Annotated in this window: 12 protein-coding genes; 2 read left to right on the top strand and 10 right to left on the bottom strand. The window is 65.4% G+C overall.

All coding sequences use genetic code 11. The features are described 5' to 3' along the window. Positions 1-98 precede the first annotated feature (98 nt). From D7Y04_RS44075 to D7Y04_RS20160, 6 genes are all read right to left on the bottom strand, one after another. The gene (locus D7Y04_RS44075; protein ID WP_147477157.1) at positions 99-665 is read right to left on the bottom strand and encodes a hypothetical protein; all 567 of its coding nucleotides are present in this window, start codon (positions 663-665) and stop codon (positions 99-101) included. Further along, complete coding sequence (locus D7Y04_RS20180; protein WP_158627561.1) at positions 662-970, bottom strand: PadR family transcriptional regulator; 309 nt, start codon at positions 968-970, stop codon at positions 662-664. The genes D7Y04_RS44075 and D7Y04_RS20180 overlap by 4 nt, the downstream gene beginning before the upstream one ends. A 273-nt stretch (positions 971-1,243) precedes the next feature. Then, positions 1,244-1,687: a ribosomal protein L7/L12 gene (locus tag D7Y04_RS20175; RefSeq protein WP_121760380.1), complete on the bottom strand. Its 444-nt coding sequence runs from the start codon at positions 1,685-1,687 to the stop codon at positions 1,244-1,246. 24 nt (positions 1,688-1,711) lie between these two features. Further along, a complete protein-coding gene (locus D7Y04_RS20170; RefSeq protein WP_121760379.1) occupies positions 1,712-3,463 on the bottom strand; it encodes a hypothetical protein in 1,752 nt (583 codons plus the stop codon). Between the two features lie 196 nt (positions 3,464-3,659). After that, a complete protein-coding gene (locus D7Y04_RS20165; RefSeq protein ID WP_121760378.1) occupies positions 3,660-4,469 on the bottom strand; it encodes a class I SAM-dependent methyltransferase in 810 nt (269 codons plus the stop codon). Between the two features lie 58 nt (positions 4,470-4,527). Further along, positions 4,528-5,085, bottom strand: a complete 558-nt coding sequence (locus D7Y04_RS20160) for a hypothetical protein (protein ID WP_120595805.1) — start codon at positions 5,083-5,085, stop codon at positions 4,528-4,530. Between the two features lie 114 nt (positions 5,086-5,199). On the opposite strand from D7Y04_RS20160, the gene D7Y04_RS20155 reads away from it, so the two are divergent. Further along, the gene (locus D7Y04_RS20155) at positions 5,200-7,098 is read left to right on the top strand and encodes a DUF5829 family protein (protein WP_121760377.1); all 1,899 of its coding nucleotides are present in this window, start codon (positions 5,200-5,202) and stop codon (positions 7,096-7,098) included. 199 nt (positions 7,099-7,297) lie between these two features. Here the strand turns inward: D7Y04_RS20155 and D7Y04_RS20150 are convergent, their stop codons facing one another. Both D7Y04_RS20150 and D7Y04_RS20145 read right to left on the bottom strand, forming a co-directional pair. Continuing rightward, entirely contained in the window at positions 7,298-8,872 is a 1,575-nt protein-coding gene (locus tag D7Y04_RS20150) for an SAM-dependent methyltransferase (protein ID WP_120595803.1), read from the bottom strand. Continuing rightward, positions 8,869-10,590 (bottom strand): hypothetical protein, encoded by a 1,722-nt coding sequence (locus tag D7Y04_RS20145; protein ID WP_147477156.1) that lies wholly within the window; start codon positions 10,588-10,590, stop codon positions 8,869-8,871. The genes D7Y04_RS20150 and D7Y04_RS20145 overlap by 4 nt, the downstream gene beginning before the upstream one ends. Here D7Y04_RS20145 and D7Y04_RS20140 point away from each other — a divergent pair. After that, positions 10,589-10,873, top strand: coding sequence for a hypothetical protein (locus tag D7Y04_RS20140; protein WP_120595801.1), 285 nt, complete (start codon positions 10,589-10,591; stop codon positions 10,871-10,873). The two genes, D7Y04_RS20145 and D7Y04_RS20140, sit on opposite strands and share 2 nt — an antisense overlap. 49 nt (positions 10,874-10,922) lie before the next feature. Here the strand turns inward: D7Y04_RS20140 and D7Y04_RS20135 are convergent, their stop codons facing one another. Both D7Y04_RS20135 and D7Y04_RS20130 read right to left on the bottom strand, forming a co-directional pair. Then, a complete protein-coding gene (locus D7Y04_RS20135; protein WP_147477155.1) occupies positions 10,923-11,582 on the bottom strand; it encodes a hypothetical protein in 660 nt (219 codons plus the stop codon). 5 nt (positions 11,583-11,587) lie between these two features. Then, positions 11,588-12,376: a hypothetical protein gene (locus tag D7Y04_RS20130; RefSeq protein ID WP_147477154.1), complete on the bottom strand. Its 789-nt coding sequence runs from the start codon at positions 12,374-12,376 to the stop codon at positions 11,588-11,590. Positions 12,377-12,406 lie beyond the last annotated feature (30 nt).

Below are 12,406 nucleotides of genomic sequence, written 5' to 3'. Positions count from 1 at the left end.
GGGCACCGGAACTGGGCTGGGTGGGGACTGGGCTTCGGAACCGCCGCAGGATTCGCCAAGGCCACCCCCGGCAGTGCCAGATCATAGCGGTAGGGACCTTACTTGCCGGTCGTTCCTTTGAAAATACTTGCGATCCGCTCGGCATAATGAAGGAACGTGTGGATCGTAACCCAAAACCAAGTTGTTGCGACTTTGAGATGTACCAGCCATTTGGACCGACGCTCCTTCTCCATTCGAGCGATGAACTCCAAGGCGTCGCCTATTTCTTCGTTCGAAACGCGCTTGGGCACCAATGCGGAAAGGATGTTGAGCGTGGTTCGCGAGCGTTCAATGGAACGATAGAACGCGGCCCTGTGCGTGTGCTCCTTCAGCAATTCAGCCAGCGCACCGCGAAGCAAGGCAGTAACCCATGGGTCGTATGCCTTAATGGTCAGAATTGGGGTGCTGGGGATGCATTTAACCTTGCCATCAGCAGTCTTTGCATTTTCGATCTTGTTATTGGCGGGATGTGTGGGATCGATGTTGATGAAGTTGGCGGCATCTTCATCGGCTTCGAACAGGTATCTTCGTTGTGGTGGAGTGTTCTTAATGAGAAACGCATGTACGGGAGTGACTGCAAGCAAGAGCAGCGAAGCAATGAGCGCGCCCAGTTCAATCGGGATCATTTCGACACCGCCGAGGCTGGGATGAGCATCAGATCCGCCATTGCCTGACGCTGCTCGGTGGCCAACCGTCGACCTTCTCCCGTGAGTTCGTAGTACCTCCGTGGGCGACCGCCACGCTCAGGTAAAGGCTCGCCGTCAAAGCTACGCAGCAGCCCTTCTCGCTCCATCGATTTGAGCGCCGGATAGACGCTTCCTTCATTGAGGACAATGCGCCCTTTGGTTCGGTCGCGGACCTTGTCGATGACCTCCAGGCCGAAACTCTTCCCACTCATCAGCACGGTCAGAATGGCCGCTTTGGCCGTCATGGGTGAATCCATGGCGGCAGGATAACCTCGGGATTTGAGGTTGCAACCTAGGTTCTTGAGGAAACGTTCGGAAGATCGCCCTCACTTCATGGCCCTGGTCCGCCTGCGGCGCCGAAGTATCGCTGAGAATGAGAAAATGGGTTGGCGATGCCCTGGGCTCGACGGCGCGCTCTACCTGCTCACGGATGATTCAAACTGCCACTTGTGGAAGCGCCCCCCGGGGTGACCCCGGCAGGCCGCGCCCCCTGAAGGACTCTTGCCTCCGGCGGCCTCTCATCCCCGCCGGAGCAGGTCGGCCCGCATCGCCTCCACCGCGTCCTTGGCCTCCTTCAGGCCCACGCCGTGCTGAGCGCGATAGAGCTTGATGGCCTGGATGAGGTTGTTGCTTCGAACCGCGCGCTCGATGGCGTCGTTCGCGTCCGACTCGGGCAACTCACGGCGCACGGGAGGCTCCATGGGCGCACGGCCATCGCGCATCGCCTCCACGGCGTCCTTCGCCTCTTTCAGGCCCACGCCGTGAAGCTCCCGGTAGAGCTTGATGGCGTTGATCATCTGCCCGGACCGGATCAACTCCGCGAGGCTCTTCTGCCCCTCCTCGGGAGACCGATGCGTAGGCGGCTCCGAGGGCTGCTCACGATTCGAGGACCGCAACCAGAAGCCAATGAGGGCTCCCATGACCACTGCGATCAGCAGCAACACCAGGAATGACGGGGACATCCCCCAAGCATACAGATGTATTGCTCAATGCCGGTCCCAGATCCGGTGGAGCCGGTACCGGGCCTTCATGGGCTGCGTGTCGCCGCAGGTCGGGCACCGGAACTGGGCGGCATGGGGACTGGGCTTCGGATTCGCCGCGGGATTCGCCAATGCCACCCCCGGCATCGCGCCACGGGCCCGGGTGGCCTCCCTGCAGGCCCGGTCGCTGACGATCTGCTCGGACAGGTTCTCCGTCGTTCCAAGCTGGGCGGAGGCCATGGCCCCCGCTGTGCCACCTTGAAAGGAGGCGCGGCCTACCTCCGCGTTGCGCATCGCCAGGCTCTCGGCACCCGCGACCGCGGTCGCTGGACCGGCGGGAAGAATGGCATTGCGGACCAGGCCTGGCCCTCCTCCGTTGAGCAGCCCGGTCAGCCTCGCGGCGATATCTCCTGCCTCGGCGTCGCCGCCGTTGCGGCGGTCCGACGCGATGGGCGCCAGGGTGGCGAGGCTCAGGCCGCTGTTCCCACCGGGGCCTGCTTGTTGCTGGAGCCGATCCACTTCGGGATCACGACGTGCTGCCCCGGCGATGTCCCAACACAACCCTCCACCGGTGGGCTCCTCCCCCGCGTGGTAGGCGATGTCAAAGGTTCCACTCCGGCCACCGACAATCACGACATCGCGTCCCAACTGCCGCATCGTCGCCTTGAGGGCGGCCCAGAAATAGACGCGCTGCCGATCGGTGCGGGCATGGTTCGTATAGAGGTCGATGTGATTGGCTCCGCCGCCCACCGGCGGGCGCCCGAAGGTCACCACCCTGCGAGCGCCACGGGACAGGTTGATCGCGGCGAGGCGCGCCGGAGTGGTGTTGTGCTGGCAGTTGTAATCCTCGACGCGGTTGGCCACCAGGATGTAGCCAGCGTGCGTGCTCAGGCAGCCAGCCCCCTGGGTCAGGGCCTGGATCGCACCGTCAATGGCATTCCTCTCCGCGGTCATCAGGCGGTCCGCATAGGCCTCCTTGAACAACTGACAGGCGACGTCCGCGACCGAGCGCTGATCATCCAGCGCCTGTTCCAGCGCGGCCTCGAAGACCCGGCGTGACGTACTCAAGCAGCTTTCAACATTCGTCCCTGCCGGCAGGCTCGCGCGTGCCAGGTGCACAGGATGCCAGTGCGTCGCCTTGGCCCCCCTCGCCCAGGGCGGGACCGGGGCGCCCTGGGGCGGCACGGGTCCGGTGATGAGGATGGTCCGCCGGCCCAGGCGTTCATCGATCAGCTGTTCAATCATCACGGTGCAGAACCGCAGGTTCTTCTCGGTCGGCGCGATGCGGATCGCCACCGCGAGCTCGGGGCAGAGCTTCATGGCGGCGATGAGCCAACACAGGTCGCCGGTCATGTCGCCGTTGATCGCGATCGCGCTCGTCGTCCCATCCGGCATGACGGCCAACCGCGCCGTGGGCGTCGCGGTGGGCAGGACACTGTCCGCGCTCTCCGCCTGGCGGACAGCGTCCGCCAGTTCCTCGAAGACGCGACCGGACTCAGGCGCCCGGCTCACCCAGGCGCGCAGCGTGTTGTAGCGCGCGTTGGGGGCGACGCCGCCAGGCCGCAGGGGAGCCCCCCCGGCGGATTCACGCGGATCGATGGCGGTAGCCCAATCCTTCGCGCTGAGCTGGGTGGCCGCACGCCCCCCTCCCGTGGCGACGCCACCGATCGCCTGGATGCGGTTGTTGACTGCGGCGGTCGGACCGTTGGTCCAGGTGTATTGGATGGGATAGGTCCCATCAACGGCTGTGAACGGCATCGAACCTCCAGCACCAAGGGAGCGACGAGCGCGGCGCCGGAGTATAGGTGGAAAGCCAGGTGAGAATGAGGACGCGTGAGGTCATGTGGCTCACCGCCACGGCCCGGAGAGGAAGGGGTCGAGCTTGCTCTGGAAGAGCTGCGGCACGGGGAGCGGGACGACGCCAGCCACAGCGCTCCTGGGAGTCCAGGTACGCCTACCCGGGCACCCTCGCCCAGGCGCCAAAGGCCAGCTCCCCGATGTAGGTCGCACCCGCCTTCACGCGCTCCTCCGTGAGCCGGTGCTCCAGCGTGTCCACATCGAGTTCCGCCTCCGTCGCGACTCCGTGCTTCACGATTCGGGGCACCATCGCGCGGACGATGGCGCCCGTGGGATGCGCCTGCGTCGGCGTCTGCACGACGGCCACCGCCCGGACCTGTTCGACCGTGAGTCCCGCCTGCGTGAAGACCTCCGCCAGGTCGAAGCCCATGTGGATGTTCGCGCCTTCGCGCTCCACCGTGCGCCAGATCCACTCACGCACCTGCGCGTGAAGCGGCAAGGGCTTGAGGCTCACCGGTCCCACCGTCGAGTCGTGCTCCTGGAAGACCACCAGCCCCCCGGGCTTCACGGCCCTCGCGAGCCTCCGCACGGCGTCGACGGCGTCCGCCTGGTACATGAGCACCCGCCGTCCCACGACCGCGTCGAACAGGCCCTGCTCCTTCGAAAGCGCATGGAGGTCTCCCTCCACGAACGTGACGTTCGACAGGCCCTGCTCCCGAGCCCTCACGCGGGCCTGTTCAATCGCTCCGGAATCGCGGTCCACGCCCACGACCTGTCCCTGCGCGCCCACCTGGCTCGCGGCCATGAAGGTCACGTCGCCCCTTCCACAGCCGACATCGAGCACCCGCATTCCCGCCCGGAGTCCCGCGTCCGCCAGCAGCCTCTCCGTCATCGTCGCCACGTTGTCCATGCGACCGACGGTAGACAGCCCACGTCGCCCCCGGAAGGGCGCGGCTTCGGATGGCATCGGCGAATCTTTCGATCCGTGGGCCAACACCAGCCGAGCCACCCACGCACGCCGAGCGTCACTCCGGATACGAGCCCTTCGCGCGCTCCTTGCGCTCCTGCTCCATGCGCCGCTGCTCGTTCAGCTGGCGTTCCATCTCACTCGCGCCCCCGCGTCGCTCACGAAGCCTCTCGGGGTAGCTCGCGACGATGAGGGGGGCGAAGTGCTCGAGGGCCTCCTTGAGGTCGGGGAAGGGAACCTCCTGCTTCTCGACCAGGATCTCCCATGGCTCCGTCATGGAGCCACGGGTCATCTCGAAGCCAACTCCCCTGGCCGCCCAGGTCTTCGGGACGTCGATGACAACGCTGATGTACTCACCCCGCGTGCACGGCTGGATGAAGACCGCGTCCGGGTGCTTGCGCTGTCCTCGCTTGTCGCGCATTTGGTAGGTGAGCGAACAGGCCTCGAGCGGCCGGAGCTGCTCCTGGACCTGGGCCAGCTCAGGCAGTCCGCCCACGTCCGAGGTCGTCAGGAAGCCCCCCTTCTTGAGGCCGATGCTCACCACGCCCACGCCAATGCCAAGGGCGACCGTGGCGCTGATGATGACGAATACCTTCGTGCTGGAGTGCTTGTTCACAGGCCGATGCTATATCCCAGCCCGCCCGTCAAAAACGCAACACAATTGCAATAATACCCCAGGCCCCGCTACATCCCAAGGAACATCCGGGCGCTCGCCCGGGGAGGCGGGAACGTGCTGGCGACGATGGTGGTGTTGAACCTGGTGCTGGCCGCGCAGGCCCCCGTGGACCTGGCGGCGGGGACCTGGGGAAGCGCGGTGGCGATGCCTGGACAACGGTCCCATGGCTACCTGCCCGTGCCCGGCGGCGAAGGAGACGTGCCTCCCCTGCCCGTCACGGTGATCCGCGGCGCGAAGCCGGGCCCCGTGGTCGCGGTGGTGGCGGGGGTCCATGGCGCGGAGTACGTGCCCATCCTCACGCTCCAGCGGCTCGCGGGACGACTCACACCGGAGGCGATGCGCGGCACGGTGGTCCTCGTCCACATCGCCAACGTGCCCGCCTTCCAGAAGCGCACGGTGTACTACGGGCCTTCCGACTGGAAGAACCTCAACCGGGTCTTCCCAGGCGCGGCCACGGGCTCACCCACGGAGCGCATCGCGCATGTGCTCACGCAGGAGGTATTCGCCCGGGCAGACGCGGTCATGGACGTGCACGCGGGTGACGGCAACGAAGCCCTCTTCCCCTACGTCACGTATTTTGGCCACGCGCCGGACCCGAAGGTGGCGGAACGCTCGCGCGCCATGGCGCTGGCCTTCGGGGCGCCGCTCGTGAAGCCCCTCTGGCCGGACTTCTCCACTCCTCCCACCTACAGCACCGCCACGGCCGTGGCCCGAGGCGTGCCCGCCATCGACGTCGAATGGGGCGGTGAGGCGCGCTTCCCTCCAGCGGACATCACGCGGACGGAAGCCGGCCTGCTGCGCGTCCTCCAGCAGCTTGGAGTCCTCGCGGGAGCCGCTCCGGCTCCGGGCAAGCCCCGCTTCGTCACGGGATCCGAATCGGTGATGAGTCCCGTGCACGGCCTCTTCACCCTGGACGTGAAGCCGGGCCAGCGCGTGAAGGCCGGGGCCCGGCTGGGCGAGATTCGAGACGCGTTCGGCCGCACGCTGGCGGTCCCGGTCGCGCCCTTCGACGGCATGGTCATCTACGCCGTCAGCACGCCTCCCGTGAGCCCGGGGGAGCCGCTGGTGTCCCTGGGACAGGTGGCGGACAAGGCACCCACGCGTCCTCCGGAGAAGCTGCCGCGAGCGCCTGCCGTGATGCTCAACCACCTCTACGTCGTCCTCCCCCAGGATGCGTTTGAAGCACTGCGCTCCCTGGATTTCCTCTCGCGTGACTTCGCCCGGGTCGACACGGGCCTGCCGGACTTCAAGGCGCCCGAGGCCAGCGCGCAGGCCCTGTACGTGCGGGGACAGGACACGTACGTGGAGCTGCTGGGCCCGGGGAACACGTTCAAGGAGCCCGTGGGCAAGGTGGGCGTGGGGCTGAGCGTGGAGCAGGAGGGAGGCCTGTCGCGGCTCGTCACTCCGATGCGGATGGCTTTGGGCGGAGCACCAGGCCAGGAACGCACGACGTGGACGTTCGAGGGCAAGGGCAAGGTCCCCTGGTACGACGTCCTCTACCGGAAGTCCTCCACGCCGGACGCCGACCTGTCGCTGTGGGTCAGCGAATACGTCCCCGGTTTCTTCCAGGCCCTGTATCCCGACCGGGCCTGGGACGCGCACGACGTTGGCCGGAGGGCCTTCCTGGGGCCGCTCTTCCAACCGGAGCGGCTGCTGCGGAACGTGGAGCGCGTGTCCCTGGAGCTGTCCCCCGAGCGCACCGCCACGTTCATCCGGGAGCTGGTCGCGCTGGGCTACCAGCAGTCCGCCCCTCCAGGAGACGTGTTCGTCCTCCAGGGCGGCGGCGTCCAGTGGCACGTCCGCGAGGCTGCGCGGCCCCGCGGACTCCTGGAGGTCGGCTTCTCGCTGACGCGGGTGAAGAACGGGCCGCTCGTCTACGAACCAGGCCCGGGCGCGAAGCTGGAGTTCTCCAAGGACCGGCCGGAGGCCCGCTGGGTGACGGGCCTCCCGTGAGGCGGATGCGGTCCGTCAAGGCGCGGTCCAGATGGCGGCGATGCCCTCGTTCTGCGAGACGCCGCCCGTTGCGTCGATGAAGATGGACCGGATGCGCTAGAAGAGCCCCAAGGCGTCGAAGTTCCCTCCGCAACGTGGGCTCGTCGCACTGGCAGAAGACCTTCACCATCGAGTCCAGCCTTTGACGAGGGCAACTCCTTCACCCCGTCTTCGGCAGCAACCCGATGTGCGCGTGAAGCAGAGGGAACGATTCGCCTGCCTTCACGAGCGCGCGCGCCGCATCCTCCGGGCGCCCCAGCGCGAACAGGCACATCGCGAGGTTCCACAACGTGCGCGGATCCTCTCCGTACAGGACGAGCGACTCCTCGAACAGCGCGAGTGCCGAGGCAGATTCGCCAAGCTGGTACAGGCAAGCCGCGAAGGCGAACGCCAGGTCCCGGCTCTCGCCAATGTGGAAGTAGTTCGCCCACGCTCGCCCGATGGCCTGCGCGAGCGCCACGCGCTCCTGCGCTGACAGCGTAGTCATCTTCTGGCTGAACGCTGGGAGGCAGTCGCCGAGGATGCGAGCGTCGTACCGACTCAGGCGCACGTGCGCGAGGAGTTGCTCGAATTCAAGCATCTCGTAGTGCGCCTCGAGGCCCTGCCGCAATCGGAAGAAACCATCGGGACTGGGGCCGTTGAAGGCGAGGTGATAGGCGAGGCGCGCCTCGGGCATGCCTCGGGCTGGCGCGCCGAGGATGAACGCGGCGACGACGAGGCTCGACTGCCGGTGGTCCGCGCAGATGTGCTCACCGCCCTTGCGAAGAAACCACTGCTGGAAGGCGTGGTAGTTCACCGGCAGGGAGAAACTCCCATGCACCGTCACCTGAGGATCCACCTCCAGGGCGAGTGAGGCCTCGTCGAGGTGCCCCTTGTCGGCGGAGAGGAGGAAGAGGCTTCCGCTCGAGAGCGCAGAAAGCTTCTCGAGGCACCTCAGGGCGGGGGCCGGAAAGAGCACCGAGCCCCCATCGAGCCGGTCGGTATAACCTCGCAGCAGCCCATTGAGTTCCGGCTCGGGATAATAGTCGGGATGCACGGCACGCCGGGAGGACGCGAGGCGCAATCGCGTGAGGACGTTCGCCGCACTCAGGTCGAGTTCCGGGGTCTCGGTGGCGACCGTGAAGAGGCACTCGGAGAGCTGCCCCTTCTCGATGAAGAAGGCATCCTGCGCAACGCCATCGAAGACGTAGTTCGCGATGACCGTGAGCGGCCGCTCCAGGCTTCCGGCCCCAAGCATCGTCTTGGACTCCAGGAGCTCGAGGGTGCCGTCCATGCGCTCCACGTCGACGAGCGCGAAGTCCAGCAAGCCCGCGGTGACGAATGGACGAAGGGCCGGATGTGCCCGCCAGAACCGCAGATTGGACTCTGTGAAATCACTCATCACGTAGCGGATGGGGACGTGGCTCCAGCCCATGACCTCGCGCAGTTCGGCGAGCGCCCGGAGGAAGAGAAAGGCAAAGCGCCCGCTCCCCGCTCCAAGCTCCAGCACATGGAACGGTTCACTGCCTGCGCGGGCCTCTCCTGCGTTGCAGTCCCGAAGGAAGCCGAGCACCACCTGGGCCATGGCGTGCGCGAGCGCCGGGTTGCACGTGACATAGTGTGGCACCGTGGCATCACGCCAGGCGTCAATTCCCACACGCTCGAAGTAGCTGCGCTGGGCTCGCCACAGCACCGACTCCGAGAGGGGCTTGTTCGTCTCGAGCGTCGTCAAGCTGTCCTCGGCGCCAGTCGTCATGCCCTCTTCCTGAGCGGTTCGAAGTGAGGGCCATACCAGAGGATGTTGATCTCACGAGGCTGCCCCACCATGCCGCCCATGCCGCCCAGGCGGCACACCTCGTAGAGTTGGTTGGTGGCTGAATTGAAGCCCCATATCAAGATGAGGCACCTATGGAAGTTTGCGAGCTGATGCACTTCCTCGCGTGTGAAAGCATTCTCCAGGTTGAGATCCTGGCCTTTCACCGCGGCTCCGATCACATTCCAATTACGGCGAATCCTCAAAACTTCGCCTATAAGTGTGTAATTGGGATCGTCCGGCATGTTGTGGAAGAGCTGAAGGAAGCTGTGCAGGAAACAGTTGAGCCCCTGCGAGGAGGCCGCCCCTCGGACGAAATTCTTCGCTGCAAGCGCCCCCTTGAGTGCCGGGCTCGGTACCGCGGAGAGATCCGGTGCGGGCGCGACGATTGACTTGCCATCACTCGCTTTTGAATCGCTCTTCAAGTGCACCACGGAGAAGGGAGCGGCGGGGTGCGCCGCCACTGCGGCAAATGATGATGCCGCGGCTGCCGCCGCTGGAGCTGGAGTCTTCGGGACGGCAGGGGGCGAGGGAAGGAGCGAGAAGGGATTTCCTGAACCCGCCGCGGACAGCGCGCCGTCATCTTCCATAGGGCCGTCATCCTCCATGGCGCTGCCAGCCAGCTCGTCGTCATCCCCATCGTCGTCATCCCCATCGTCGTCATCCCCATCGTCGTCATCCGGATCGCTATCCGATGGCGAATCGTAGCCGGTGTGGCGGGGATCGACTTTCCCCAGGGCAACGAACTGTGCTTTCGCGTCCTGAAGCATCGAGCGCTTCTCGTCAGCGCCCAGGTATTGTGTCTGGTGCGTCACCAGTGCAGCGACCTGGTCGTGGAGCCACGTGCATACGTCTCCAGGGGAATTGGATTGCATGTGGCCCTTGGCCTGGTCGAACAGCGCGCGAAACCCCTTTAAAGCGGGCCCCCAGAAGCCGCCCGGGTGACGGTTGAATTCAATCTTCAGTCCGAGTCTCTCCTCCGCGAAAAGGAGTGTGAGATAGCAACCCGCGCAGGGCCGCTTCTTTCCGTAAATCGTTGCTACCGTCGACTTACTTGTACCCGAGCGAAGCAGAGCGAGGAGGAGCTTCTGCTCGGCGTGGATGCTGTCTCCACCGGCGTTCACGAAGATGAGCCGCCCGTGGTGCGCCGCCCCAACGATCTTGGCCGCGCAGTCGGCTGCATTCGAATAGTCCAGCCGCTGGAGGAGGCGCTCGTTGTCATTGCCCAGCACGTTCATCGCCGTGGGGATGTTGGAGAGGGACCTCGTCCCCGAGAAGAGCCCACCGAGCTTCTTCGCCGCCCCCTCGGCCCGTTTGTCATCGGGATTCTGGACCGACTGCAGCAGGTTCTGGACGGCGTTGGAGGGCGGCCCTCCAGTGTCATCCTGGCGCAGCGCCTTGAACAAAGCATTGATCGAGTCGTCGAGGTTCGCGGCAATGACGATTCGATCATTCACGAGCATTGCCTGGACCTCCTGTTCGCCTTTCATATTGAGCGTGTTTCGGATGTAGTGGAAAAACTGCACCGAGAGATGGCGCAGGACCTGGATGTCTCGGCGTCCTGAGAATGAGGCGGCGCCGCTGAGCCACACTTCGGGCGTCCACCGCCCGGCGAAGGTGACATTCGCTTTGCTGGTGACGGCCTTGAGTTCCCGGTCCATGAAGGCCACCGAGGGTCGAGGCTTGCGCGACGCGGCGCGTTTCTTCTTCGCGGGTTTCGCCGCGGGGGCGGACAACAAGGAGAACGAAGCCCCTGCAGGGGCCGCGGCGGCAGCCGGGCTGCTCGAAGCCATCTCGTCGACTGAACCCGCGCAACCCTTCCACTTGTGCACGAAGCGACGCATGGAAGGGCCTGTGGCGGCACACATACTGCATCGGTACATGGTGCTCCGCTCCTTGCAGCAAGGCTGGCCCGGGCAACAGTCCAGTGAGGCTTATCGGTGAGTCTCCACCCGCGACTGGCATGGGCCCCGCGGCTACAGGCCGCGGTCCGCTACGGCGCGGTCCAGATGGCGGCGATGCCCTCGTTCTGCGAGGAGCCGCCCATTGAGTCGATGAAGATGGACCGGATGCGCTTGGTGGACTGGAACCCCACGAACTCGAAGGCATTGGCACCCGTATCGAGCACCGCGTCCTCGAAGACTTCCTGAGTGGCGTCCGTGAAGGTCAGGGTCACCTTATGCTGGGCCTGGCTGTTCGTGAGCAGCTCCAGGCCCACGGCGGAGACGGGACGCAGGAAGGCGATCTCGAAGTCATCCTCACCGTTGGCGATGATCGTGGGCTTCACGGGCAGGGGGTTCGTGTTGTTGTGGTTCCAGCCGGGTCCCACGAAGCAGAGCCAGGTCTTGGCGCGAGGCGCCAGGACGTTGACGGTGGGCGCGCTGGAGCCCCACGGCAGGTCGACGCCCCGCTGCGTCTGGACGCAGCTCGACGCCGCACCTGAGGGATGGTCGGGATACGCGTCGAACGCATTCGCGGGGAACGGGAGCTGGGTGGCCCCGGTGGCCACGGTGAAGTCCGCCTGCTGGGTGAAGACCTGGGCAAGGCCCTCCTGCCGTGTGCCGAGCACCGCCGCCTCTTCGTCCTGCATCGGGGCGCCGCACGAAAGCAGGACTCCACAGCCAAGGACATACATCGACCTGAACATGTTCATCGCGGTCACTCCCCCTCCAGGTCGAATTTGCAACATGAGAAAAGGCAGTTAACAATCCTGCCCGGTCTGGGCGCCGCACCTTGAGGGGCGACCACACGCTGCACTTCCACCCGGTTGAACCTCAACAGCCCATTGCCTGTCACCAACTGAGCCGGCTGAGCCGGCTGAGCCGGCTGATTGAGCCCCATCGCTGCTTGAAGCGCATTCCACTGGTGCCGGTTGACCACCACACTCTGCGGCCCCAGTTGGGTCGAATACACGTAGCGGACCCCAGCCAGGTTCGCCAGGTTGATGGCTTGCTGGACCAACTGCGCAAGGAACCAGTTCAGGGATTGAGCACTGGGCACGTAATGCCCGGAGTTGTTGTCAACGGAGGTCAAGAATCCCTGGGCGTTCGTCGAGAAGCAACCGACAGCCAACGCCTGACCTCCCGCCAACATGCTGCTGTGCTTCTTCCTCGTTTCCACGCCCACGCCCGTCGCCCCTTCGTTCTTCGTGACAAGGACCCGGCCGTCCATTCCAACCGCGAAGAGCCCATTGTAATTGTGGAACTCCCGGGTGCTGCTCCAGAAGTGGCGATCCCTGGTGCGGACGATCTTTCCCCCCACGATCTCCACCTCGGCATGGGATTGCCGATCGGCATCGTAGTAGTGGACGTTGTTTCGAAAGATCCCCATCTGGTCCAGCCGTGAGAGGGCTTGATCCACCGTGAACGACGGACGGTCATGGCTGGCACCGCCAGGAATGGCCAGGTCAAACAGGTCCCGCGCGGCAACGTTGAGACGCATCGGCATGGAAGGCTCCCCCTCTGCAACACCCCCTTC

The organism is Corallococcus sp. AB038B (genome assembly GCF_003668955.1).
GTDB lineage: Bacteria > Myxococcota > Myxococcia > Myxococcales > Myxococcaceae > Corallococcus > Corallococcus exiguus.
This window is presented reverse-complemented; position numbering and strand designations above follow the sequence as displayed.